The organism is Mesorhizobium sp. M1163 (genome assembly GCF_040318415.1).
In the GTDB taxonomy this organism is placed as follows: Bacteria; Pseudomonadota; Alphaproteobacteria; order Rhizobiales; family Rhizobiaceae; genus Mesorhizobium.
On sequence record NZ_JAMYMF010000012.1, the window covers coordinates 89,537 to 115,000 of the forward strand.

21 protein-coding genes are annotated in these 25,464 nt (G+C 63.6%); 9 read left to right on the forward strand and 12 right to left on the reverse strand.

Annotation, left to right across the window (positions count from 1 at the left end; genetic code table 11):
* Positions 1 to 21: 21 nt before the first annotated feature.
* The gene (locus NKH43_RS13975; protein ID WP_352858673.1) at positions 22 to 1,398 is read left to right on the forward strand and encodes an MFS transporter; all 1,377 of its coding nucleotides are present in this window, start codon (positions 22 to 24) and stop codon (positions 1,396 to 1,398) included.
* Positions 1,399 to 1,438: 40 nt separating this feature from the next.
* On the opposite strand, the gene purH is transcribed toward NKH43_RS13975, so the two are convergent.
* The 4 genes from purH to htpX all read right to left on the reverse strand — a co-directional run bounded on the left by purH (position 1,439) and on the right by htpX (position 7,430).
* A complete protein-coding gene (gene purH, locus NKH43_RS13980; RefSeq protein WP_352858674.1) occupies positions 1,439 to 3,055 on the reverse strand; it encodes a bifunctional phosphoribosylaminoimidazolecarboxamide formyltransferase/IMP cyclohydrolase in 1,617 nt (538 codons plus the stop codon).
* Positions 3,056 to 3,139: 84 nt separating this feature from the next.
* Positions 3,140 to 4,888, reverse strand: coding sequence for a heparinase II/III family protein (locus NKH43_RS13985; RefSeq protein ID WP_352858676.1), 1,749 nt, complete (start codon positions 4,886 to 4,888; stop codon positions 3,140 to 3,142).
* Between the two features lie 146 nt (positions 4,889 to 5,034).
* Entirely contained in the window at positions 5,035 to 6,423 is a 1,389-nt protein-coding gene (locus tag NKH43_RS13990; RefSeq protein WP_352858678.1) for an RsmB/NOP family class I SAM-dependent RNA methyltransferase, read from the reverse strand.
* Positions 6,414 to 7,430, reverse strand: coding sequence for a zinc metalloprotease HtpX (gene htpX, locus NKH43_RS13995; RefSeq protein WP_352858680.1), 1,017 nt, complete (start codon positions 7,428 to 7,430; stop codon positions 6,414 to 6,416). The genes NKH43_RS13990 and htpX overlap by 10 nt, the downstream gene beginning before the upstream one ends.
* A 116-nt stretch (positions 7,431 to 7,546) precedes the next feature.
* On the opposite strand from htpX, the gene NKH43_RS14000 reads away from it, so the two are divergent.
* A complete protein-coding gene (locus NKH43_RS14000; RefSeq protein ID WP_023719727.1) occupies positions 7,547 to 7,759 on the forward strand; it encodes a DUF1674 domain-containing protein in 213 nt (70 codons plus the stop codon).
* Positions 7,760 to 7,792: 33 nt separating this feature from the next.
* Here the strand turns inward: NKH43_RS14000 and NKH43_RS14005 are convergent, their stop codons facing one another.
* Entirely contained in the window at positions 7,793 to 8,464 is a 672-nt protein-coding gene (locus NKH43_RS14005; RefSeq protein WP_352858682.1) for an HAD-IA family hydrolase, read from the reverse strand.
* A gap of 177 nt (positions 8,465 to 8,641) precedes the next feature.
* On the opposite strand from NKH43_RS14005, the gene NKH43_RS14010 reads away from it, so the two are divergent.
* The 3 genes from NKH43_RS14010 to NKH43_RS14020 all read left to right on the forward strand — a co-directional run bounded on the left by NKH43_RS14010 (position 8,642) and on the right by NKH43_RS14020 (position 12,846).
* Entirely contained in the window at positions 8,642 to 9,511 is an 870-nt protein-coding gene (locus NKH43_RS14010) for a transglutaminase-like domain-containing protein (RefSeq protein WP_352494118.1), read from the forward strand.
* Positions 9,512 to 9,830: 319 nt separating this feature from the next.
* Positions 9,831 to 11,192 (forward strand): pilus assembly protein TadG-related protein, encoded by a 1,362-nt coding sequence (locus NKH43_RS14015; RefSeq protein ID WP_352494119.1) that lies wholly within the window; start codon positions 9,831 to 9,833, stop codon positions 11,190 to 11,192.
* 385 nt (positions 11,193 to 11,577) lie between these two features.
* A complete protein-coding gene (locus NKH43_RS14020; RefSeq protein ID WP_352858684.1) occupies positions 11,578 to 12,846 on the forward strand; it encodes a class I SAM-dependent methyltransferase in 1,269 nt (422 codons plus the stop codon).
* Here the strand turns inward: NKH43_RS14020 and NKH43_RS14025 are convergent, their stop codons facing one another.
* Both NKH43_RS14025 and acs read right to left on the reverse strand, forming a co-directional pair.
* Entirely contained in the window at positions 12,847 to 13,590 is a 744-nt protein-coding gene (locus NKH43_RS14025; RefSeq protein ID WP_352858686.1) for an MOSC domain-containing protein, read from the reverse strand.
* Positions 13,590 to 15,545, reverse strand: coding sequence for an acetate--CoA ligase (gene acs, locus NKH43_RS14030; RefSeq protein ID WP_023719721.1), 1,956 nt, complete (start codon positions 15,543 to 15,545; stop codon positions 13,590 to 13,592). Before acs ends, NKH43_RS14025 begins: the two co-directional genes overlap by 1 nt.
* Positions 15,546 to 15,849: 304 nt before the next feature.
* Between acs and NKH43_RS14035 the strand changes: the two genes are divergently transcribed.
* Positions 15,850 to 16,122, forward strand: a complete 273-nt coding sequence (locus NKH43_RS14035) for an usg protein (protein ID WP_023719720.1) — start codon at positions 15,850 to 15,852, stop codon at positions 16,120 to 16,122.
* 46 nt (positions 16,123 to 16,168) lie between these two features.
* On the opposite strand, the gene NKH43_RS14040 is transcribed toward NKH43_RS14035, so the two are convergent.
* On the reverse strand, positions 16,169 to 17,203 hold the full coding sequence (locus tag NKH43_RS14040; RefSeq protein WP_023719719.1) for an aldo/keto reductase: 1,035 nt from the start codon (positions 17,201 to 17,203) through the stop codon (positions 16,169 to 16,171).
* A gap of 37 nt (positions 17,204 to 17,240) precedes the next feature.
* Positions 17,241 to 18,419 (reverse strand): MFS transporter, encoded by a 1,179-nt coding sequence (locus NKH43_RS14045; RefSeq protein WP_352858688.1) that lies wholly within the window; start codon positions 18,417 to 18,419, stop codon positions 17,241 to 17,243.
* 136 nt (positions 18,420 to 18,555) lie between these two features.
* Between NKH43_RS14045 and NKH43_RS14050 the strand changes: the two genes are divergently transcribed.
* Complete coding sequence (locus NKH43_RS14050; protein WP_352858690.1) at positions 18,556 to 19,464, forward strand: LysR family transcriptional regulator; 909 nt, start codon at positions 18,556 to 18,558, stop codon at positions 19,462 to 19,464.
* Positions 19,465 to 19,531: 67 nt separating this feature from the next.
* Here the strand turns inward: NKH43_RS14050 and NKH43_RS14055 are convergent, their stop codons facing one another.
* Together NKH43_RS14055 and NKH43_RS14060 are read right to left on the reverse strand one after the other, a co-directional pair.
* A complete protein-coding gene (locus tag NKH43_RS14055) occupies positions 19,532 to 20,581 on the reverse strand; it encodes an aldo/keto reductase (protein ID WP_352858692.1) in 1,050 nt (349 codons plus the stop codon).
* A gap of 107 nt (positions 20,582 to 20,688) precedes the next feature.
* A complete protein-coding gene (locus NKH43_RS14060; RefSeq protein WP_352814989.1) occupies positions 20,689 to 21,351 on the reverse strand; it encodes a YggS family pyridoxal phosphate-dependent enzyme in 663 nt (220 codons plus the stop codon).
* A 146-nt stretch (positions 21,352 to 21,497) separates the two neighbouring features.
* On the opposite strand from NKH43_RS14060, the gene leuS reads away from it, so the two are divergent.
* Both leuS and NKH43_RS14070 read left to right on the forward strand, forming a co-directional pair.
* Positions 21,498 to 24,122 carry a leucine--tRNA ligase gene (leuS, locus tag NKH43_RS14065; protein ID WP_352814991.1) on the forward strand — a complete coding sequence of 875 codons (2,625 nt, stop codon included), beginning with the start codon at positions 21,498 to 21,500 and terminating at the stop codon, positions 24,120 to 24,122.
* Positions 24,109 to 24,690 (forward strand): LPS assembly lipoprotein LptE, encoded by a 582-nt coding sequence (locus NKH43_RS14070; protein WP_023719713.1) that lies wholly within the window; start codon positions 24,109 to 24,111, stop codon positions 24,688 to 24,690. Before leuS ends, NKH43_RS14070 begins: the two co-directional genes overlap by 14 nt.
* A gap of 101 nt (positions 24,691 to 24,791) precedes the next feature.
* On the opposite strand, the gene fsa is transcribed toward NKH43_RS14070, so the two are convergent.
* On the reverse strand, positions 24,792 to 25,445 hold the full coding sequence (gene fsa / locus NKH43_RS14075) for a fructose-6-phosphate aldolase (RefSeq protein ID WP_023719712.1): 654 nt from the start codon (positions 25,443 to 25,445) through the stop codon (positions 24,792 to 24,794).
* Between the last annotated feature and the right edge of the window lie 19 nt (positions 25,446 to 25,464).

The following is a 25,464-nucleotide window of genomic DNA, read 5'->3' on the forward strand; positions in this document are numbered from 1 at the left end:
GCAAGCTCCAGCGAAGGGGACATGGCTGAGATGACAGTGCAGCGTGCGTCGGGACGCGGCATCTGGGGATGGATGCTGTTCGACTGGGCGGCCCAGCCGTTCTTCACGGTCGTCACCACCTTCATCTTCGGTCCTTATTTCGTCTCGCGCATGGCCAGCAATCCCGAGACCGGGCAAGCGGCCTGGGGCTACGGCATCGCCGCCGCCGGCCTCGTCATCGCCGTTTTGTCGCCGATCCTCGGCTCGATCGCCGATCAGACCGGACCACGCAAACCGTGGATAGCCTTCTTCGCCGCGGTCAAGATCACCAGCCTCACCCTGCTGTGGTTCGCCGCGCCCGGCTCCAACCTTTTTCTGGTCGTGGCGTTGTTCTCGCTGGCGTCGGTCGCGGCGGAATTCTCGACCGTGTTCAATGATTCGATGATGCCGCGCCTGGTGCCGAAGAGCGACATCGGTCGAATCTCGAACATGGCCTGGGGGCTCGGCTATCTCGGCGGCATGATCGCGCTGATCTTCGTCGTTACCGTCATGGCCGGCTCGCCTGAAACCGGCAAGACCGTCGTTGGGCTCGACCCGATCTTCGGCCTCGACCCCAGGCTAGGCGAGGACGCGCGCGCCACCGGACCGTTGTCGGCGGCCTGGTATTTCCTGTTCATCCTGCCGATGTTCTTTTTCACGCCTGATGCGATCAAAGGCATTCCAATCGGGCCGGCGGTGCGCGAGGGCCTGTCGGAACTGAAGTCGACGCTGGCCGAAGTGCGCCAGCGCAGCGGCATTTTTCGCTTTCTCGTCGCCCGCATGATCTATCAGGACGGCGTCAACGCGCTGCTGGCGCTCGGCGGAACGTTTGCGGCGGCGATGTTCCATTGGTCGATCACCGAGATCGGCCTGTTCGGCATCATCCTCAACGTCGTTGCCATCGTCGGCTGCCTGGTTGCCGCACGCCTCGATACAGCACTGGGTTCCAAGACCATCGTGATGATTTCGCTGGTCATGCTGAGCATTGCCACGATCGGCATCGTCTCGACCGGCCCGGGCTATACGCTGTTCGGCGCTTGGGTGATGCCCGGACTGGACGGTGGCGGATTGTTCGGCACGGCGGCGGAAAAAGCCTACATTTTCTACGGCCTGCTGATCGGGCTTGCCTTCGGGCCGGTGCAGGCATCGTCGCGCTCCTACATGGCGCGCAGCGTCTCCGCAGCCGAATCCGGCCGCTATTTCGGCATCTATGCGCTGGCCGGTCGGGCAACGAGTTTTGCCGCACCCTTCATGGTGGCCACGATCACCCTGGCCAGCGGCTCGGCGCGGCTCGGCATGGCGGCGATCGTGCTGTTCCTCGGCGCCGGCATGGCGATCCTGATCGGCACGCCCTATCCGGCGGATCGGCCGGCAGAGTGAGCTGCTCTTCCCCTCTCCCACAGCGGGAGGGTAAGGCGTCCTAATGCCGGAAGTGCCTCACTCCGGTGAAGACCATGGCAATGCCGTGAGCGTCGGCGGCGGCGATGACGTCGTCGTCGCGCATCGAGCCGCCGGGCTGGATGACGGCGGTGGCGCCGGCTTCGATTGCCGACAAAAGCCCATCCGCGAACGGGAAAAAGGCATCCGAGGCGACGACCGAGCCCTTGGTCAAAGGCTCCGTCAGACCGGCAGCCTCGGCCGCGTCGAGCGCCTTGCGCGCGGCGATGCGCGAGGAATCGACCCGGCTCATCTGGCCGGCGCCGATGCCGACGGTGGCGCCGTCCCTGGCATAGACGATGGCGTTCGACTTGACGTGCTTTGCCACGCGAAAGGCGAATTTCAGATCGGCCAATTCGGCCGATGTCGGCGCGCGCCGGGTCACCACTTTCAGCTCGAGGTCATCCACCACCGCATTGTCGCGGCCCTGGACGAGCAAGCCGCCAGCAACCGATTTCAAGCCAAGGCCCGCCGCGCGCGGGTCGGGCAGGCCGCCGGTGACCAGCAGGCGTAGATTCTTCTTGACGCCAATGATGCGGATTGCATCATCGGACGCCTCCGGTGCGATGATCACTTCGGTAAAGGTCTTGACGATCTCTTCGGCGGCTGCGGCATCGAGGATACGGTTCATGGCGACGATGCCGCCGTAGGCCGAGACCGGGTCGCAGGCCAGCGCCTTGGCATAGGCCGCTTGCAGCGAAGCGCCTTCGGCGACGCCGCACGGGTTGGCGTGCTTGATGATGGCTACCGCTGCGGAGCGGGTCGGATCGAACTCGCCGACCAGCTCGAAGGCGGCGTCGGTATCGTTGATGTTGTTGTAGGAAAGCTGCTTGCCCTGAAGCTGGCGTGCCGTGGCGACGCCCGGCCGCCTGTCGCCGTTGACATAGAAGCCGGCGCCCTGATGCGGGTTTTCGCCGTAGCGCATCACCGATTGCAGCTTGCCGCCGAAGGCGCGCCATGTCGGATGCTCGATCTCAAGCGCCTCGGCGAACCATCCCGAGATCGCCGCATCGTAGCTGGCGGTGCGGGCAAAGGCCTTGGCTGCCAGCTTCTTGCGGAAATCCAGCGACAACGAGCCGAAATTCATCTCCAGCGCGTTGAGCACCGAGGCATAATCGTCAGGGTCGGTGACGATGCCGACATAAGCGTGGTTCTTGGCAGAGGCACGGATCATCGCCGGGCCGCCGATGTCGATGTTCTCGACGATCGCGGCGTAGTCGGCGCCGGAGCGGCGCACCTCTTCGAACGGATAAAGATTGGAGACGACGAGATCGATCGGCTCGATGCCGTGGTCGCGCATCGCCGCGGCGTGCTCTGGATCGTCGCGCACGCCGAGCAGTGCACCATGCACCGACGGGTGCAGCGTCTTGACGCGCCCGTCCATGATCTCGGGAAAGCCGGTGAGCTCGGATACGTCGCGCACCGCCATGCCCGCATCGGCCAGGGCCTTTGCCGTGCCGCCGGTCGAGACCAGCTCGACGCCGGCCGAAGCCAGCGCCCTGGCGAAATCGATCAGGCCGGTCTTGTCGAAGACGGAGAGCAGCGCGCGACGGATGGGTACAAGGTCGGGCGCGGGAATATTCTTGGCGGCGACGGCCATGGGCTGGCGGCCTTTCCACGTGTGGTTGGAGAGCGTCCGCGGGCCGTAGCATATGAGGCCCGGAAATCAAGCCGCAAGGCTTGATCAGTGTCTGCCGTTGCGACCGGCATCAGCTTTGTCCTGACGGCCGGCGATAATTGTCCGCGTTAATTGCCAATGCACCTCGGGAATCTCCGAGGCCTTGAACGCAAGCACGATCTGGCGGCTGCGGCGTGGACCGCCGAGCCCGGCGAAATAGATCGATTCCTCGACCTCGGGTGCCACTTCGGTGGAGGTAAACACCCAGGTATCGGCGTGGTCGGCGGTCAGCACCAGGCGGTCATGCTCATCCTGGAGCATGTTTATGTCGGGATGGACATGGAAACGCACTGTAACGAAATCACGGCCATTGTTGCGGATAGAAGCGCCGCCCGGCCGCAGGAAGCGGTCCCTGCCGGCAAGCACATTGCCCTCGGTCGACAATTTCAGCTCGCGCTCATGCAGGAAGCCGAAGCGCGCCACATAGCCGTCATGGCGGGCGATGAAGCCCTGGCTGCCCTTCTGGTCCGTGCGCTTGCAAGGCACATGCTGCGGCCCGCCTATCAAAGGCGTGCCGAGCAGGTCGTTGACGCGCAAGGAGTGGTTGAAGCGCGCCGACGACGTGTCGTTGATGGTGGCGGTGGAGTGGGCGGCGGTGGCGCGGGCAAGCGGCCGGAACTCGGCGGCACCATAGGTGTCTATGCCCGCATTGACGATATAATGCTGGCGGCCCGACGACAATTCGAAGGCGAGGCATCCGGCGTGAGCGGCATTGGACACGTCGACGGGCGGCGGCGGGCCGGTATCGGCGATCACCGTGACACCACCCATCGACAGGCGCTCATAACCCGAATGCGGCGCGTGCAGCAGTGGTGCGCCGGCGGTGTCGTCGTGATGCAGGATGCTGGCGATGCGGTCGTGGATGGTGGCGCCCATGCCGTTGAAGCGGGCAAGGCTGCCATCCTGATGGCGAAAGAAGCGCAGCGCCGGCAGCATCCGGTCGATGGCGCCGATCAGGGCGGCCGGCGGCGTCTCGGCCTGATTGGCGTATGTCTGGCGCAACGGCAGAAGGTCTGCGAGTATTTCAAGCACTGCCATCGGATTGCGCGAGATATGGCCGCCGTCAGGCAGGATCTGGCGGTCGAGCTCCTCGGCGAGATTGCGGGTGGCACCGCGCAGCGCCGAGGCCGGCGCCGGCAGCGACAAAGCGGCAAAGGCCAGCGCAATGCGCGCGCGCAGCCTGTCCTTGCCGTCCGGCATCTCGCGCGCCATGGCGCGCAAATAGCGGATCTGGACGGCGAGCGATTTCAGGAAGGCGCGGTAGAACGGAAATTCGGCGCCCTGCAACACGATCGAGGAATGCTGCAGCCAGGCAATGGCGCGCTTGGCCGTCGTGCCGGGCTCCCAGGCGACGCCGGAAATATGGCTGCCATGGATTGCAATCCAGTCGGAAACCAACGCCCGCGCGTTGGCGGCGGCGAGTTCCGTACCCGCGGCACGCATATGGCGCAGCCAGCGAAAGCCGTGCAGCGTCTTTTGCCAGCCGGGATTGGGCACGTCGATCTGGAAGGGCGATTTGCCGCCGGTCTCGACCAGATGCCCCGAAAGCGGATAGCGGCCGTAATAGATCTCGAGTGCGATCTGAGGATCGGCGAGTCGCAGGTCCGGCGGGGCAATCAGGACGCGCTCCGGCGTGCGGCCGGAGTAGCGCCAGCGATAGAGTGGCCCGGCACGCAAGCGCCGGCGCGTCTTGCGCCAGAACTCCCTCGCGACAAGCGTCCACAGACGCGTCGTGTTACCGGCAGCGATTGCCAAAACCCCTCCTGATCGTCCTCACCCAAGCACAAGTTTATATGATTCAAGAACTTGTGCGAAGGCGAATTCCGCGGCAGTGGGGCCGTTCAGCCTGTTTTCCATGCCTCCTCGCCCCAAGAAGTCGGATGGCGCTTCAAGATCGGCCCTTAGCCGGCTCTGCGCATGCGGGCGGCAAAGAAACCGTCCAGCCCGGAACGCGCCGGTGAGCCAAGCTCCAGATCGGCCGGCGTGGTGCGCAACGTGCCTTGCGGCGTCAGGAATGGGTCGATGCCGGCAATCTCGCCTGGCCGAAGCGGGTCGTCGATGATCTCCGCATTGCCGGCGAGAAAGTCGCGATAGAGCTCTTCGCCTTCCAGCGGATCGAGCGAACAGTTGGAAAAGACGATGCGACCGCCAGGCTTGACCAGGGTGATGGCGCGGGCAAGCAGCCGGCGTTGCAGGTCGGCCAATTTTTCGACGTCGGCCGCCGTCTTCGTCCAGGGAACGTCGGGATGCCGCCGCACCGTGCCGGTCGAAGAGCAAGGTGCGTCGAGGAGGACGGCGTCGAAGCGGTTCTTCGGCTCGTATTTGAGCAGATCGGCCTCGACGATCTCCGCGGCCAAGCCGAGCCTTTCGAGGTTCTGCGTCAGCCGTGCCAGCCGCGTTCTGGACATGTCGAGCGCAGTGACATGGGCGCCGGCGAGGATCAGCTGGGCGGTCTTGCCGCCCGGCGCGGCGCAGAGGTCGGCGATTCGCAAACAATTGATGTCGCCGAACAGCCGGGCCGGCAGGCTGGCCGCTGCATCCTGAACCCACCAGGCGCCTTCCCCAAAGCCGGGCAGTTCGGTCACGGAAGCGCTGAGCTTCTCGACCCGCACCGTGCCGGTCGGTAAGACGAAGCCGCCGAGCCGTTCGGCCCACAGCGCCGGGTCCGACTTGACCGAGAAGTCGACCGGCGCCTCATGGCGGTGGGCGAGCAGTATCTGCCTGGCCTTGTCGGGGCCGTAGATCGTTTTCAAACGGTCGGAAAACCATTTCGGCGCCTCGTCGGTGGCGGCAAGTGCTGCCGCGAGCTCGTCCTGCTTGGACCGCGCCAGCGTGCGCAGCACGCCGTTGACGAGGCCGGAAAAGCGCGCCGTGCGCGGATCGGACTTGGCGTGCGTCACGGCGAGGTCGACGGCGGCGCTGTCGGGAACATCGAGGAACAGGATCTGTGCCGCCGCCACGTGCAAGATGTGCGAAAGCGCCGTAGCGTTGGGCGGCAGCGGCTTTTCCAGGCGGCGGGCCAAAAGGCCCGATATGGTCATGCGGTAGCGCAGGGCGGTGACCAGAATGGCGCGTACCAGGGCGCGGTCGCGCAGGTCGAGCGCCTTGTATTGCGGATGGCCGTTTTCATGGTCGGTCAGCCCGTCGAGCGGCGTCCTCGCGTCGATGACGGCGGCAAGCAGGCGCGCGGCTGCCTTGCGCGCGGCGAGACCGGCTACGGCCTCGCTGCCCGAATTGTGCTCGCGATCACCTGGAATTGCGTGCCGGCGTTGTGCTGCGCTCACGACCACGGACCTTTGGGTCCGGTCGGATTGCGTCCCCAGGGATTGGGTCTCGGCTTGGCCGGCTCAACCGGCCCCTCGGGCCGGGCGGCCCTGTCCCACGGACCCGACGGCTGCTGCCCGGTCCCTTCCGGCGCCGGCTTTGGCGTCGCGGCCGCTCCGGGTGCGCCGGCCATCTCGCTCGCCATCCTCTGCAATGCGGCGATGCGGTTTTCTGTGCTCGGGTGAGTGGAAAACAAACTGTCCATGCGCTCGCCGGAAAGAGGATTGATGATGAAGAGATGGGCGGTTGCCGGATTGCGCTCGGCATCCGGGTTGCGGATGCGTTCGGCGCCCCGCGCGATCTTGTCAAGTGCCGAGGCGAGCCACAGCGGGTGTCCACAGATTTCGGCCCCGCGCCGGTCGGCCTCGTATTCGCGGGTGCGGCTCACCGCCATCTGCACGATCATGGCGGCCAGGGGCGCGACGATCATCGCCACCAGCACGCCGACGATGCCGAAGGAATTGTTGTTGTCGCGGTTGCCGCCGAAGAAGAAAGCGAAATTGCCGAGCATCGAAATTGCGCCGGCAAAGGTCGCGACGATCGTCATGGTCAGCGTGTCGCGGTGCTGCACATGGGCAAGCTCATGCGCCATCACCGCCGCGACTTCTTCATGTGAGAGCTGCTCGAGCAGGCCGGTGCTGGCGGCGACAGCGGCATTTTGCGGATTGCGGCCGGTGGCGAAGGCATTGGGCTGAGGATTGTCGATGAGATAGGTTCTCGGCATCGGCAGGCCGGCGCGTTGCGCGAGACCCTTCACGATGGCGTAATATTCGGGCGCGTTGCTTTCGTTGACCTCGATCGCACGGTGCATCGACAGCACCATCTTGTCGGCGTTCCAATAGCTGAACAAATTGGTGCCGGCGGCGATCAGCAAGGCGATCATCATGCCGCCGGATCCGCCGACCAGATAGCCGACACCCATGAACAGGGCCGTCATTGCGGCCAAAAGCATGGCGGTGCGAAGGGTGTTCATCGTCTGCTCCGTTCTGGCCCAACAAAGGGGTCGATCCTTGTGGGCCCATCGCTATATGATGGGAAACAGCGGTTCCCGTTTCAATCGGGGCCTGTTTCAATCTAGCGGAAGATCGCATGATCGACAAAACCAGCCAAACGCATGCTAACGGCTCGCCGCACAAGCCACTGACGCCGGCAGCCCGGCGCGCTTTGGCCGAGGCCGAGGCCCGGCGGGAGCAATATCGCGAGAAGGAAGCCACGCTGCCGAGGGAGATCGGTGGGCGCGGCGGCAAGGAACCCGGCCGCTACGGCGACTGGGAGGTCAAGGGCCTGACCAGCGACTTTTAGCCCAGGCAGGGTGCTGGCTAAGCAGGGTACCAGCTAAGCAGGCTGGGCGGCCCGCTCCGCTTCGATGGCAATCCAGCCGCTGGCATCGACGGCGACGCCGATCGTGTCATAGCCGGCGATGGCGGCATGCGGCGTCTCCAACGGATGCCGGTGCGTGGCGCTGATCACGACGACCGCGGCGCCCGCGGCCTCGGCTGCTGCTATGCCTGCCGGTGCGTCTTCGAAGACGAGGCAATCGCGCACGTCGACGCCGAGCCGTTCGGCCGCCAGCCGGAAGCAGTCGGGCGCCGGCTTGCCGCGGGAGACATCCTCTGCCGCAACGATCACGGCGGGAGCCGGAATGCCGGCGGCCTGCAGGCGCAGCAGAGCGAGTTCACGGGGCGCCGAAGTGGCGATCGCCCAGCTCCCGGGCGGCAGCGACGCCAGGAATGCCGCGGCGCCGGTAATCGGGTGGATGCCTTCGACGTCGGCTGCTTCGGCCTGCAAAAGCGCATCGGCTTCGCGGGCAGGATCGATCCCTGGGAGCGCCAGCCGGCCGATGGTCTCGATCGCCCGCACGCCGTGGATGGTCGGCAGGAATGCAGCGACGTCAAGACCTTGCCGGTGCGCCCAGGCTGCCCAGACCCTTTCCGCCGCGGCAATCGAATTGAGAATCGTGCCGTCCATATCGAACAGGAAGGCCGCGAATTTTCTGCCTGCAAACATCGGTTTTCCCGGGGTCATCTTGGAAGGATTATTTCGAAGGGAGCATATCGATCGACCGTAACGTTGCCGCGTCCGTATGGGAAGCCGCGAGACCTCGTTTTCGACGTTCGCAAGGAACCGCGCGCACTCTCCTGCGTTGACCAGCACTATCTTCCATGACGATCGCAGGGGAGGGCGATGCTGATTCGGCTCGGCTATGAAATTGGCATTGAATGCGTTGCACCAACGCCGGTCGTTTCATTGCTCGACATCCACGGGGATCGTCAGGCCGACATCAAGCGGCAGACGCGCGTACTGACGTCGCCATCCGTGCCGACCAGGGTCTACCACGATCTTTTCGGCAATAGCTGCCGCCGCTTCACGGCGCCGGCAGGAAGCTTTCGCATCCTCTATGACGCGGTGATCGAGGACGGTGGCGAGACGGACGAGGTCAACACGCTGGCCGGGGAAGTCCCGGTCGCGGAATTGCCGGACGAGGTGCTAGGCTATCTGCTTGGCAGCCGTTACTGCGAGACCGATCATCTCAGCGATCTCGCCTGGCAACTTTTCGGCCAGCTTCCGCCGGGTTGGGCGCGGGTGCAGGCGATCGTCGACTATGTCCACAACCGCCTGTCCTTTGGCTACGGCTATGCGCGCCCGACCCGCACGGCGGCGCAGGCGCATGAGGAGCGCGTCGGCGTCTGCCGCGACTTTGCCCATCTGGCGATCACGCTCTGCCGCTGCATGAATATCCCGGCCCGTTACGTGAACGGCTATCTTGGCGATATCGGCGTACCCGCCGATCCGGCGCCGATGGATTTCTCGGCGTGGGTGGAAGTGTTCCTCGACGGCAGATGGTACACGTTCGATCCTCGCCACAATGTGCCGAGGATCGGCCGCGTCGTCATAGCGCGCGGCCGCGATGCCACCGACGTGCCGCTGCTGCACAGTTTCGGCCCGCATCGGCTCAGCCGATTCAAGGTCTGGACGCACGAGCAGGAAGGCAATCTCTTCAAGCCGCCTTATCGCGGCGTCGACAAGACCATCAGCGCACGGATGCTGGCATAGTCCTTTCACAGTCCAGATTTCCATCTCCCGCAACCGCGGTCGTGCTGATCCGGTTCGATACATCTCGTCTGTACCGGATTGGGACGCAGTCCAGCCGTCCTGAATTGCGAGCCTGATCGTGGTAAGCGCTTTGTCAACAATGCCGCGCTGACGCGGCTTTTATTTACCGGCTGTTTACCTTGCCGTCGCTCGAAACCGTTTGGAAACAATGGCCTGAGCGGGAGCCGCTCGCTTTCCCGCGCCTGGCGGCGCGATCCGGCCGGATTCCTGCAATGCGCCTTCGGACAGCTGCAGGCTGTGGCGAATGGAGGCGGAAGGAATGCAGCGTTTCGGGGGTCTTGTTCAGGCGATCGGCGGCTTTGCCGGGGATCGCAGCGGAAATTTCGCGGTGCTGTTTGGTATAATCGGCTCGGTGCTGGCGCTGAGTGTCGGCTTTGCCGTCAACGTGTCCCAACTCTACAATGTGAAATCGAGCCTGCAAGGCGTCGTCGACGCTGCGGTCACCTCGACGGCGCGGGACCTGACAACCGGCGTCATCAGCGAGGCCGACGCCAGCAAATCAGTGCAGGCCTTTCTCGATGCCAACAGCACGGCGGGTATCCTGCAGGACAACCAGATCGTTCTCGACAAGCTGACCGTCGACCGGACTGCAAACACGGTCCAGGCGGATGTCCATGTCAATGTCAGCTACTATTTCCCGCTTTTCGGCACGAGTGGCATGCAAAGCGTTCCCGCATCGACGATGGCGCTCTATTCGGACAAGCAGATCGAAGTCGCAATGATGCTCGATGTGACCGGGTCGATGGCCGGCCAGAAAATCATCGATCTGCGGACGGCTGCGGCGAATGCCGTCGACAGTTTCCTGGGCGGTCAGGACCCCTCCAAGCCACGAGTGCGGGTTGCCATCGTGCCTTACGCAAATTCGGTGAATGCGGGTACACTTGCGCCCAGCAGCGTCTATGTGGAAACCAGCACCAGCCAACGCAAACAGGCGCCGGCCAATGACGCCGTGCAATATATCTCGGGCTTCATCCGTCCGGACAATTGCGCCACCGAACGCAAGGGGATCTATCAATATTCGGACGCGGGCCCCGACGCCAGCATGGTCAACCGCGACTACCTGCTGTCGTCCTTCGCTTGGCAAACCGGCACCGCCGCCTGCCCGGCCGCCACGCTGATGCCGCTGACGGCGGATGCGACGGCGCTCAAGACGGTCATCAAGAATTTCGTCGCATCCGGCGGCACCGCCGGCCATATCGGCGTGCAGTGGACCTGGTACATGCTGTCGGAGAACTGGGGGAGCATCATGAGGACTTCGCAACGGCCGGCCAAGATGGATCCAAAAAAGGTCGCCAAAATCGCGATCCTGATGACCGACGGCGAATTCAACCTATCCTACTTCGATGCGAGCACGGTGAGCGACGTTTACAATGACGCCGGCAAGGAGCCGACCCGCACGGCCGCCAAGACACTCTGCGCTGCCATGCGCAACAAGGGCATTGAGGTCTTCACCATTGGGTTTGACCTAAACGAAACGAATGCCAAGGCGACGCTCCAGGATTGCGCCAGCCCGGACACCGCCAAGATCAAGCACTTTTATCAGGCGGCCAATGGAACCGAACTCAACCAGGCTTTCCAGGATATAGCGCGCAACGTCGAGATGTTGACCGTAACCAGATAGGAGACAACAGCTCAAAAGGAAAAGGCCGCCGCTTCTTGCGAAGTCGGCGGCCTTCCGTGTTTCCGTCCATGGCGCGGCTCCTGGCGGCGACACTGGTCGCCAGCCGCGCATCTCGCGCCTTAACGGGAAGACTGCTTCCCGAAAGTGCAATCCGCTGAGGCCACGTTCTGGAAAACGAAATCACTCGACATCGGATCACCTCCTTTCGATTTGTTGAACACTCCCCCATGATGGGGTGTCACCCGGGAAATGGCAAGGCGCGGCATCCAAAAATCCTGAACAAGCGTGCTTGCGCACCCAGGCGGCTTGCGGCCGGCCGATCTGGCAGGCAAGATCGGGCCGCTATTGTTCCGGGCCACTATTTTGCCGGGTAAGGGAGGACGGGATGGAGGCAGCCGAGAGAGCGGCCCGGATTGTTCGGACGGTCATCGAAACGATGAAGCCGGGTTTTGCGGTGAGGCTGTGGACGGGCGAGCGGATCGGCCCGGCTGCCGGCCCGGTGCTCACCATCAACGACCAGGACATCGTCTGGCAGATCGTACGTCGGCCCTCTTTATCGACGCTGATCGAGATGTGGATTGCCAAGGCGGTCGACGTCGAAGACGGATCGCTGTTCGATTTCTATGCCTTGCCCACGCACGGCAAGCTCAGGACGAAGCTCAAGACACTGCCGAAGCTGGCGATCCTGCGCGACCTTCCGGCGGTGCTGTTTTCGCGAAAACAGATGACGGCGCGAACCGATCTTTCCGGCCGCAATCCTTACGTCAGCGGTTCGAGCAAGGAGGCGATCCAGCATCACTACGACATTTCCAACGCATTCTACCGGCTCTTCCTCGACGAGCGCATGGTCTATAGCTGCGGCTACTTCAAGGACTTCGCCAACGATATCGATCAGGCGCAGAGAGACAAGCTCGACCATATCTGCCGCAAGCTTCGGCTGAAGCCCGGCGACAGATTGCTCGACATCGGCTGCGGCTGGGGAGCGATGCTCATCCATGCCGTGAAGAATTATGGCGTCGTCGGCCACGGCGTTTCGCTATCGGAGGCACAGACCGAGTTCGCCCGCGAACGCATCCGCGCTGAGGGGCTGGAGGATCGCATCACCATCGAGATAAAGTCCTATGCCGAGCTGTCCGGTTCCTTCGACAAGATCTCGTCGATCGGCATGTTCGAACATCTGGGGCTTGCCAACCATGCCGCCTATTTTTCGACCATCCATCGCCTGCTCAAACCCGGCGGCATCTATCTGCACCATGCCATCACCCGCCGCGACAAGGGCAGCATGAAGAAGACGCTGCGCAAGGGGCCGGAATTCAAAGCGCTGATCAAATACATTTTTCCGGGCGGCGAACTCGATACGATCGGCATGACGCTCGGCAATCTCGAGGCGCACGGCTTCCTCATCTATGACGTCGAAAACTTGCGCGAGCACTATGCGCGCACCTGCCGGCTATGGGCCGAGCGCCTCCATGCACGCTTTGACGAGGCCATCGCCGAGGTCGGCGAATCCAAGGCGCGGCTCTGGCTGCTTTATCTCACCGGCTGCTCGATTACCTTCGAACGCGCCTCGGCGCAGATTTTCCAGACCGTCGCCACCAGGCGTGCGCGCGGCCCAAGCGGCCTGCCGCCGACGCGGGCGGATTTATACGAATAGCTACAGGAGACGCATCGTGGCGCCGATCTCGACGCGGGCCGGTCGATCGACAGTGCAGTAGACGCCGAAATTATGGGCGTTGTGGCGGACCAGGCTGCGCAGGATTGCCGGGTCGTGGTCGAACCCGTCCTGGCCAATGATGGTGAAGCCGCAGCGGCGGCACGGCTCGGAGATGGTCAGGAGCAGGTCGCCGATCGCCAGCTTGCGCCCGATCCATTCGGTTTCGGGGAATGACCCCTCGATCTTCGGCATGTCGACGACGATGTTGGGGCGGAAGCGGCGCGGGTCGGCGGTGCCGTCTGGATGCAGCAACTTCAACTGCGCCAGCGAAGCGGTGGTCAGCAGATGAATGGGGGCTTTGACATAGCGTTCCGCCAGCAGGGGACCGGCGTATCCCGGTGTAGCATTCTCGCGGCGGAACGGCCGGATGGAGGCCGCAAAGCCGAGATAGGCGGAAATGGCGCGGTCGCTATCAGCGCCCGGTGCGGCTAGCCAGTCGCCATCCGGGACCGCAACCTCCAGTGCGCCGGCCGGCGACAGCCGGGTTCGGATGCGGGGCACCTTGTGCCATTTCACTTCGCGGTCCGGCCGTGCGATTTCATTGTTCGACGTGTCGATAAGACCAAACAGGCGGTCGCCTTCAACGGTATGCCGGGCGACCGAGATCGCCTGCTGGCGCTCGCCGGCGAGCGAGCTCGCGGGATAGCGCCAAAGCTCGGTGACGGCACCCAATATGGCTTGCATCAGCTCTTCTTGTTCTGCCGATTGGCGATCAGGTCGTCGACGACCGCCGGATCGGCCAGCGTCGAGGTGTCGCCGAGCGCGGCAAAATCGTCCTCGGCGATCTTGCGCAGAATGCGCCGCATGATCTTGCCGGAACGGGTCTTCGGCAGGCCGGGCGCGAACTGGATCTTGTCGGGCGAAGCGATGGCGCCGATCTCCTTGCGGACATGGGCGACGAGCTCCTGGCGCAATTCCTCGCTTGGCGTCTCGCCGGCCATCAGCGTGACATAGCAGTAGATGCCCTGGCCCTTGATATCGTGCGGGTAGCCGACGACGGCCGCTTCCGAGACCTTCTCATGCGAAACCAGCGCCGATTCGACCTCGGCGGTGCCCATGCGGTGGCCGGAGACGTTGATGACGTCGTCGACGCGGCCGGTGATCCAGTAGTAGCCGTCAGCATCGCGGCGGCAGCCGTCGCCGGTGAAGTACCTGCCCTTGTAGGTCGAGAAATAGGTCTGCACGAAGCGGTCGTGATCGCCATAGACGGTGCGCATCTGGCCCGGCCATGAGTCGGCAATACAAAGATTGCCGCTGGCTTCACCCTCCAGCACCTTGCCGTCACCATCAACCAGCTGCGGGTTGACGCCAAAGAAGGGCCGCGTCGCCGAGCCCGCCTTGAGGTGGGTGGCGCCCGGAACCGGCGTGATCATGATGCCGCCGGTCTCGGTCTGCCACCAGGTATCGACGATCGGCACCTTGCCGTTGCCGACAACGTTGAAATACCATTCCCAGGCTTCTGGATTGATTGGCTCGCCGACGGTGCCGAGCACGCGCAGCGACTTGCGCGACGTCTTGGTGACATGGGCGTCGCCGGCGCCCATCAGCGCGCGCAGCGCCGTCGGCGCGGTGTAAAAGATGTTGACCTTGTGCTTGTCGATCACGTCCCAGAAACGCGACTGCGACGGGTAATTCGGCACGCCTTCGAACATCAGCGTGGTGGCGCCGTTGGCGAGCGGCCCGTAGACGATGTAGCTGTGGCCGGTGACCCAGCCGACATCGGCGGTGCACCAGTAGACGTCCCCGTCGTGATAGTCGAAGACATATTGGTGGGTCATCGAGACATAGACGAGATAGCCGGCGGTGGTGTGCAGCACGCCTTTCGGCTTGCCGGTCGAGCCCGACGTGTAGAGGATGAACAGCGGATCCTCGGCGTTCATCTTCTCGGGCTTGCATTCGGCCTTAACCGTCGCGACCTCGTCATGGTACCAGACGTCGCGCCCGGCGGCCCAACCGGTCTTGCCGCCGGTGCGGCGTACTACCAAGACCTTTTCGACTTTCGTTCCGGCCTTGGCGGCGATCTCGATCGCCTTGTCGGTGTTCTCCTTCAGCGGGATCGGCTTGCCGCCGCGCAGGCCTTCGTCGGCGGTGATGAGGAAGGTCGACTTGCAGTCGTCGATGCGTCCGGCCAGCGCGTCCGGCGAAAAGCCGCCGAAGACCACCGAATGAATGGCGCCGATGCGCGTGCAGGCGAGCATCGCATAGGCGGCCTCCGGGATCATCGGCATGTAGATGGTGACGCGGTCGCCCTTCTTGACGCCGTGCTTCTTCATCACATTGGCGAGGCGGCAGACATGTCCGTAAAGCTCGTTATAGGTGATCTTCCTGTCGTCGTAGGGATTGTCGCCTTCCCAGATGATGGCGGTCTGTTCGCCGCGCTTCTTCAGATGCCGGTCGATGCAGTTCCAGGAAACGTTGGTCTGGCCATCCTCGAACCATTTGATTGAGACCTTGCCGTCGAAGGACGTGTTCTTGACCTTGCTGTATGGCTTGAACCAGTCGATGCGCCTGCCGTGCTTGCCCCAGAACTTGTCCGGGCTCTTGACGCTGTCGGCGTACCATTTCAGGTAGGTGTCATTGTCGATCAGCGCGTTCTTCTTCCACGCCGGCTGGACGCGATGGACATGAACATCGGACATTTCTTCGCCTTCCTCCCGAAACCAAACCGCCGGCTTGACTGCCGGCAGGATCGCAGCGTTGCGGCCGTGAATTCGCGCGCATTATTAACAGTTCGGCGATGACGGCAACATTAGACGTTGGATTTGCGCGGCGGGATGCCGCAGGTCCCTTCCCGGGTGGTGTCAGCACTCTAGCGAGACGGCTGCTAACCGCATGTTTTTGCGGCAGAAATCTGGCTCGACCGCAGAAATATCAATAGACGATTAAGCAAATGGGGTGCACAATTTCAGGCTGGGAGGAAAGAGAATCAACCAGGGGACCGCAATGCGCGACCATTCCGAAATGGACCTGATGCTCAAGGGCTATGGCTTGACCACGGCCAAGATTCTTTATCACTTTCCCGATCATCCGCATCTGCTGCAGAGCTTCATCTGGCAGGATTACGACATCGCCCCGAAATTTCCGGTGCTTATCCGCTTCATCGAGTTCTGGCAGGCCAAGCTCGAAGGCCCGCTGCATTCAGTCAGCTACACGCACCAGAAGCTGATCGCGCCGAACGAATGGCGCAAGGTCGACGGCGAGTTCGTGCTGCATTAAAGCACGCGGGCGGCAGCCTGGGAGCCGCCGCCCAGCTTTTGGAGCGTCAGACGGCGGGCGGGTTCAGCCGGGCAAAACCCTCCTGCCGGCGATAGGGAAAATACGGGTAGGGTGCGGTGACCTCGCTTGCCGTGTCCAAGATTTTCATCTGATCCGGGGTCAACGACCATCCGACGGCGCCGAGATTCTGGCGCAACTGCTCCTCGTTGCGCGCGCCGATGATGACGGAGGCGACGGTCGGCCGCTGCAGCAGCCAATTGATGGCGATCTGCGGTATGGTCTTGCCGGTTTCCTCGGCGACAACATCAAGCGCGTCGACGACCCGATAGAGATGCTCGTCGTCGACGGGCGGTCCGAAGCTTGCCGTGTCGTGCAGCCGGCTTTTCTCGGGCAGCTTCTGGCCACGGCGGATCTTGCCGGTCAGGCGGCCCCAGCCGAGCGGGCTCCACACCAGCGCACCGACGCCCTGGTCGAGGCCGAGCGGCATCAACTCCCATTCATAATCGCGCCCGACCAGCGAGTAATAGACCTGGTGGGCGACGTATCGGGGATAGCCGTATCTGTCCGCCAGGCCGAGCGACTTCATCACTTGCCAGCCGGAAAAATTGGAAACGCCGACATAACGCAGCTTTCCGGCGCGCACGAGCCTATCCAGCGTCGATAGCACCTCCTCGATCGGTGTTGCGGCGTCGAACGCGTGCAGCTGCAGCAGGTCGATGTAGTCGGTGCCAAGACGCCTCAGTGCGTCCTCGACGGCCTTGATGAGGCGCGAGCGGGACGAGCCGGCGTCGTTGGGACCGTCGCCCATCGGCAGCGAGGTCTTTGTCGAGATCAGCACGGCATCGCGGCGGCCCTTCATCGCTTCGCCGAGCACCTGTTCGGAAGCGCCATTCGAATAGACGTCGGCGGTGTCGAACAGGTTGACGCCCGCCTCCAGGCAGATGTCGACCAGCCGCCGGGCTTCCGTCGCATCGCTGTTGCCCCAGGCGCCGAACAGCGGCCCTGACCCGCCGAAGGTTCCAGCGCCGAACGAGAGCGCCGGGACTTTCAGGCCCGATGCGCCAAGATTTCGATAATCCATCTGTTTCTCCTATGGTGTACAAGGGTTCTTCGAGTTGCTACGAGCGGGCGGGTGCCGGTTCACCGAGCGTTGGGCGATCGAGGCGTAGCGCCAGCGCTGCCACGGAAAGCGCCGAGAGCGGCAGCAGGGCCGCGACCCAGGTGACGGCACCGAGGCCGGGGCCATAGGCGATGACCACGCCGCCGAGCCAGGCGCCGGCCGCATTGCCGAGATTGAAGGCGGCGATGTTGAAGGACGAGGCGAGCCTCTGGCCGGCGCCTTGTGCCTTTTCCAGTACCCACATCTGCAGCGGCGCCACGGTGGCGAAGGCGGCGGCGCCGAGCAGGCCGACATAGATGACGGCCATAACCTGGCTGTGCAGGGCGAAGGTCATGGTGCCGAGCACCAGCGCCAGCACGACGAGACTGCCGAGAACGGAAGGCACCAGCCAGCGGTCGGCGAACTTGCCGCCAGCGAGGTTGCCGGCGATGAGGCCGCCGCCGAAGACCAGCAGGATCGGCGACACCGCTGCTTCCTCAAAACCGGTGATCTCGGTCAGCAACGGGGCGATGTAGGTGAAGACGGCGAAGACGCCGGCATAGCCGAGCACGGTGGTGGCAAAGCCAAGCAGGACGGACGTGCGGCCGAGCACGGCGAGATCGGCGCGCAAATTGCTCTGCTCAGGCGCTGTCTGGCTGCGCGGCACCAGCAGCAGGATGATGGCGAAAGCGACCATGCCGACCAGGGTCACCGCCCAGAAGGTCGCGCGCCAGCCGAAGGCCTGGCCGAGCCATGTTCCGAAGGGGACGCCGAGGATGTTGGCGATGGTCAGGCCGGTGAACATCAGGGCGATCGCCGATGCCTTCTTGTTGGGCGCCACCAGCCCGGTCGCCACGACCGAGCCGACGCCGAAGAAGGTGCCGTGGGCGAAGGCGGTGAGCACGCGCGCACCCATCAGCGTCCAGTAGTCTGGGGCCAGCGCGCACGCGAGGTTGCCTAGCGTGAAGATTGCCATCAGCACCAGAAGCACGGTCTTGCGCGGCCACCGGCCGGTGGCGATCGTCAGCAGCGGCGCGCCGATGACGACGCCCAGCGCATAGCCGGAAATCAGTTGGCCGGCAGCTGAGATCGAGACGCCGAGATCGGTGCTGACGTCGAGCAGCAGGCCCATGATGACGAATTCGGTGACGCCAATACCGAAGGCACCGGCGGCAAGAGCGTAGAGAGCAAGAGGCATGGCGGTTCCCACTTCGATGACGGCCAGTTTCGACGACGGGCGCCGTGTCCTCTCACGCCCGGCCCGAAAGATCGTGATGCGCCGAACTGTGAACCAGCCTTGCCTAGGGCACATTGCCTGTGAAATAGATTCACCAATGGCTAGGCCCGACATTAACCGTTCAGGCGAGATCGAGGTGTTCGTCCGCGTCGTCGAGGCCGGCAGCTTTTCCGCCGCTGCCCGTGCGCTGCGGATGACGCCGTCGGCGGTGAGCAAGCTGATCGCGCGGCTGGAGGGGCGTCTTGGCGCCCGGCTGGTCATCCGCTCGACGCGCAAGCTGCGACTGACACCGGAAGGGGCGGCCTTCTTCGACAGCGGCGTGCGCATCCTGGCCGACATGGCGGTAGCCGAGCGCGAGGCAGCGGCGGGCGCCGCGCCGCGTGGCCGGCTGCGGATCAATAGCTACGTGCCTTTCGGGCAGCACCGGCTGATCCCGCTTTTGCCGCGTTTTCTAGAACGATACCCCGAAATCTCGGTCGATCTGGTGTTGACCGACAGTGTTATCGACCTGATGGAGGAGCGCGCCGACGTCGCCATACGTGCCGGCCCGCTCGGCGAATCACGGCTAGTGGCGCGCAAGCTCGGGCAGAGCCGGGTGGTCGTCGTTGCCGCGCCATCGTATCTCGAAGCGCGTGGCACACCCAAGACGCCCGCCGATCTCGATCGTCACAACCGGATGGGCTTCTGCTTCGTGCGCCACGTCGAGGGCTGGCCTTTTGTCGACGCGGCCGGCAAGCCGATCACCATATCGATCGTTGGAAACACGCTGGTCAGCGACGGCGAGGCGATGCGGTTGATGGCGCTCTCAGGGGCGGGCATCGCCCGGCTGGCACGCTGGCACGTGGAGGCCGACATTGCCGCCGGCCGGCTGCTGCCGCTGCTGGAAGAGTTCAACCCCGGCGACGAGGAACTGACCCATGCGGTTTATGTCGGCCAAGGCAAGCATTTACCGGCGCGGGTACGGGCCATTTTAGATTTCCTGGCCGAAACCGCGCGGCTGGGCTGAAGCGGAAGGCATTCGGGAGCCACTTGGCTCCCGAATTTGGCTGCCGAAATGTCACGTCGACAAGGAACTACTTCTTTGGCGTGAACGGCGCCGGCCTGCGGCCCGCCGCCTGGCGTTCGAGCATCCAGCCCGGATATTCGGGCGGGAGCGCGCTGACTTCGTCGAGACGAGCAAGATCGTCGGCATCGAGCTTCAACTCGGTTGCCGCAAGGTTCTGTTCCAACTGGTCCATGCGGCTGGCGCCGATGATGACGCTCATCACGAACGGTTTGGCCAGGACAAAGCCGAGCGCCACCGTGGCGACGCTGACGCCGTGCTTGGCGGCGATCTCGCGCATGACGGCGACCGCTGCCCGGGCACGGTCCTCATTGACCGGCGGGAAATTGAAGTTGGCGCGGCGACCTTCGCCATTGCCGGGGGCACCGGGTCCGTACTTGCCCGAGAGCAGTCCGCCAGCCATTGGCGACCAGACCATCAGCCCGAGCTTCTCGTCGTTGAGCAGCGGCGCGATCTCGCGCTCGAGGTCGCGGCCAGCAATCGAGTAATACGATTGGACGGTCTCGAAACGGGCAAAGCCCTTGCGCTCGGCAATACCCAGCGCCTTGGCGATGCGCCAGGCCTGCCAGTTCGAGACGCCGACATAGCGGACCTTGCCAGCGGCAACCAGGTCGTCGAGCGCCCGCAGCGTTTCGTCTATCGGCGTGACCGTGTCGGTGCCGTGCAGCTGATAGAGATCGATATGGTCCAGCTGCAGCCGTTCGAGGCTGCCGTCGACCGAATCCATGATATGGCCGCGCGAAGAACCGCGCTGGTTCGGGCCGCCGCCCATGGCGCCGTGAACCTTGGTGGCGATGATCACGTCCTGCCGATTGACGCCGAGATTTCTCAGCGACTGGCCGAGAAGCCGTTCCGAGGCGCCGAAGGAATAAACATCGGCGGTGTCGAAGAAATTGACGCCGGCGGCGAGCGAGCGGGCGACGATCTCGTCGACGCCCTTCTGGTCGAGGCTGGCGATCAGGCCCCATTGGGCATTCTCGCCGGCCGCGCCGAATGTCATCGTACCGAGGCAAAGTTCGGAGACGAACATCCCCGTATTTCCAAGTTGATTGTAACGCATGGTGGCTCCAGAGGCTTTGGGATAACTCGAACCATATAGGAACGAAACGTTCCGTTTCCATTGCTGGCTTAGTCAGCGTCAGCCTGTGGCCTAAGGCCGGCTGCGCCTCATCTGGCGCCGAAAATCGCCGATCCAACCCTGACACTGGTCGCGCCGAAGGCGATCGCCGTTTCGTAGTCGCCGGACATGCCCATCGACAGCTTTCCGACGCCGGCTTCATCTGCGAACTTCTCCAGCAGCGCGAAATGCGGACCGGGATTCTCGTCGGACGGCGGGATGCACATCAGCCCCTCGACCACGAGGCCATGGACATCGCGGCAGCGGGCGACGAAGGCGACCGCCTCGCGCGGCTCGATGCCGGCCTTTTGCGGCTCGGAACCGGTGTTGACCTGGACATACAGCCTTGGTGACCGGCGCTGCCTGGCGATTTCCTTGGCGAGTTCGGCGGCGATCTTTTCACGGTCGACGGTTTCGATGACGTCGAACAATGCCACCGCTTCCTTGGCCTTGTTCGATTGCAACGGCCCGATCAGGTGCAGCTCGATGTCGGGGAAAGCTTCCTTCAGCGCCGGCCACTTGGCTTGCGCCTCCTGGACGCGGTTCTCGCCGAAGACGCGCTGGCCGGCCTCGATAACCGGACGGATATCGGTGGCATCGAAGGTTTTCGAGACCGCAACCAGCGTCACCGCCCCGGCCTCGCGTCCGGCCTCGCGCTCGGCAGTGGCGATCCTTGCCTTGACGGTGAAAAGCTGTTCGACGGCGCTCGCCATGCCTATATCCTGCCTGTGTTTGGCTTTTCGCCGGATCGCCGCAGTTGACGGGTCCGGTAATCCATGGTGAACACCGCGACGACATTTCCTGAGCCGCCCGGGCATTGTCCGGCGGCTCGCGCATGCTTTTAAGTGAAAAACACCCGATGGCAACCGAACGATACAATCCGCGCGCGTCAGAGCTCAAATGGCAGAAGGCCTGGGACGCCAAGAAGCTGTTCGAAGCCGACAACGATGACCCGCGCCCGAAATACTACGTGCTGGAGATGTTCCCCTATCCATCGGGGCGCATCCATATCGGCCATACCCGCAACTATACGATGGGCGACGTGGTGGCGCGCTACAAGCGGGCCAAGGGTTTCAACGTGCTGCACCCGATGGGCTGGGACGCCTTTGGCATGCCAGCCGAAAACGCAGCAATGCAGAACAAGGTCCATCCCAAGGACTGGACCTATCAGAACATCGCTGCCATGCGCGAGCAACTCAAGGTCATGGGCCTGTCGCTCGATTGGGCACGCGAGTTCGCTACCTGCGATGTCGATTATTACCACCGCCAGCAGATGCTGTTCCTCGATTTCGTCGAGAAGGGCCTGGTGACGCGCAAATCCTCCAAGGTCAACTGGGATCCGGAGGACATGACGGTGCTTGCCAACGAGCAGGTCATCGACGGGCGCGGCTGGCGCTCGGGCGCGCTGGTGGAACAGCGCGAGCTGACGCAATGGTTCTTCAAGATCACCGACTATGCGCAGGATCTGCTGGATTCACTCGACCAGCTCGACGACTGGCCGGAAAAAGTGAAGCTGATGCAGGCGAACTGGATCGGCCGTTCTGAAGGCCTGCTGATCCGCTGGCCGCTGGCCAAGCCAGTCGCCGGCGAGCATGAGCTCGAAGTCTATACGACAAGGCCCGACACCATCTTCGGCGCCTCCTTCATGGCGATTGCGGCCGACCATCCGCTGGCCAAAAAGGCGGCCGAAGACAATCCGGCGCTGGCAAAGTTCATCGACGAGGTCCGCCACATGGGCACGTCGGTGGCGGCCCTGGAGACGGCCGAGAAGAAGGGCTTCGATACCGGCATCCGCGTCGTCCATCCGTTCGACGAGAAGTGGACGCTGCCCGTCTACGTCGCCAATTTCGTGCTGATGGACTACGGCACCGGCGCCGTTTTCGGCTGCCCGTCCGGTGACCAGCGCGACCTCGACTTCGCCAACAAATACGGCCTGCCGGTCATTCCAGTGGTGATGCCGGAAGGCGAGAATCAAGGAAGCTTCCAGATCATCGACGAGGCCTATGTCGGCGACGGCGTGATGATCAATTCGCGCTTCCTCGACGGCATGAAGCCGGATCAGGCATTCGACGAGGTGGCGAAGCTGCTCGAACAGAAGACCATCGGCAACCGGCCGATGGCCGAGCGCAAGGTGAATTTCCGCCTGCGCGACTGGGGCATTTCGCGCCAGCGCTATTGGGGCTGCCCGATCCCGATGATCCATTGCGAGGATTGCGGCGTTGTGCCGGTGCCGAAAGCCGACCTGCCGGTCAGGCTGCCTGACGATATCGAGTTCGACCGGCCGGGCAATCCGCTCGACCGTCATTCGACATGGCGGCACGTCAAATGCCCGCGTTGCGGCAAGGATGCGCGGCGCGAAACCGACACGATGGACACGTTCGTCGATTCGTCGTGGTATTTCGCGCGCTTCACCGCGCCCTGGGCCAACGATCCGACCGATCCCAAGGCCGCGACTGAATGGCTGCCGGTCGACCAGTATATTGGCGGCATCGAGCACGCCATTTTGCACCTGCTCTATTCGCGCTTCTTCACCCGCGCCATGCGCGAGACCGGCCATGTCGATCTCGCCGAGCCGTTCAGGGGCCTGTTTACGCAAGGCATGGTGGTGCACGAGACCTATCGGGTTGGCGGCGCCTCGAACGGCCGCTGGCTTGCGCCGAGCGAGGTCAGGCTGGAGGACGCCGACGGCAAGCGCCGCGCCTTCGAAATCGCTACTGGCGAAGAGGCGGTGATCGGTCCGCTCGAAAAAATGTCGAAGTCGAAGAAGAATACCGTTAGCCCGGAAGAGATCACCGACGGCTACGGCGCCGATACGGCGCGCTGGTTCATGCTGTCGGACTCGCCGCCCGAACGCGATGTCGAATGGACCGACGAGGGTGCGGCCGGCGCGCATCGCTTCATCCAGCGCATCTGGCGGCTGGTGTTGACGGCTGCCGATTCGCTCGCCGGAGTTCGGCCAGAGGCGGCGAAGGACGGCGAGGCCGGAACAGTGTCCAAGGCCGCGCACAAGATCCTCAAGTCTGTCGGCGAGGATATTGAAAAGCTCGCCTTCAACCGTGCCATCGCCCGTATCTATGAGCTCGCCAATGCCTTGACCGTACCGCTCAACGAGGCAGCCGAAGGCAAGGCCGGTCCGGCGCTCCAAGCGGCCTGCCGTGAAGCCGTCGAGATCCTGGTGCACCTGATCGCGCCGGTCATGCCGCATCTGGCCGAGGAGTGCTGGCAGACGCTCGGCGGCACCGACCTTGTCGCCGAACGGCCCTGGCCGGACTACGATCCCTCGCTTGTCGTCGACGCCGAGATCGTGCTGCCGGTCCAGGTCAACGGCAAGAAGCGCGGCGATTTGACAATTGCCCGCGACGCGGACCAAGGTGCGGTCGAAAAAGCGGTTCTGGCTCTCGACTTCGTGCAGAAAGCGCTCGAAGGTAAGGCGCCGCGCAAGGTGATAATCGTCCCGCAGAGGATCGTCAATGTTGTTGCCTGATCCGAAAAAAGCGGAGCTGACGCCGCGCCGTATCATGCTCTACGGGCTGCTCGCTTCGGTGGCGCTGGTTTCCGCCTGCACGGTGCGGCCGCTCTATTCAAGCGCGCCGCTGATCGCCGGCTCTCAGGTCGGCGCTGCTGCCGAACTGGCATCGATCTCGGTCAAGCCGGTCAAGACCCGCTACGCCCAGCAGGTCCGCAACAATCTGATCTTCGCGCTCGGCCAGGGCGCCGGCGAGCCTGCTTCGCCGGTCTATTCGCTTGATCTCGGCGTCTCCGAACTCGTCGAATCGGCGGCAATCGAGCAGGTCACGACCGACGAGGACGAGCCGACCGCCGGCACAGTGACGCTGACCGCCAACTATGTGCTGAGCGATGCCAAGACCGGCACGGTCATAGCGAGGGGCAAGCGCTCTATCCCGTCCTCATACGATAGGCCGCGCCAGGAATTCGCGTCGTATCGGGCGCAGATCGACGCCGAGAACCGCGCGGCGCGCGAACTGGCGGATGTGCTGCGGCTGTCGATCGCCCAAGATCTGATCAAGCACGGCAAGCCGGCGGCAAGCTAGGTCTTTCCATCCTGGATTGAAGCGCTCCGTCTGTGGCGGATTGCGCTGTCAGCAAAAGGCCGATTGCTCGGCCTTTTTTGTTCGACGTAGGACATTTCGCTTCAGCCGATCTTCTGGCCGGTCTTTGCCCAGTCGGCGAGGAACTGCTCCAGGCCCTTGTCGGTCAGCGGGTGCTTGACCAGTGCCTTGAGCGTCGCCGGCGGGGCGGTGATGACGTCTGCCCCGATCAGTGCCGCCTGTTTGACATGGTTCACCGTGCGCACAGAAGCGGTCAGGATTTCGGTCTGGAAATCATAATTGTCGTAGATGGTGCGGATATCGGCAATCAGTTCCATGCCGTCCCAGCCACTGTCGTCGATGCGGCCGACGAAGGGCGAGATGAAGGAGGCGCCGGCCTTGGCAGCGAGGAGCGCCTGGGTGGCCGAGAAGCACAGCGTGACGTTGACCATGCGGCCGTCCGACCGGATGTCCTTGCAGGCTCTCAGGCCGTCGAGCGTCAGCGGCACCTTGATGCAGACATTGTCGGCGATCCTGGCCAGGATCTTGGCCTCCGCCATCATGTCCTTGTATTCGGTGGCGACGACTTCGGCCGAGACCGGGCCCTTGACGATCTCGCAGATCTCTCTGGTGACGTCGGCGATCTTGCCGCCGGATTTCAGGATCAGCGACGGATTGGTGGTTACGCCGTCGAGCAGCCCCAAATCGTTCAGCTCACGGATTTCCTTGACATCGGCGGTGTCGACAAAAAATTTCATGGCGGTCTCCTGAAGATTT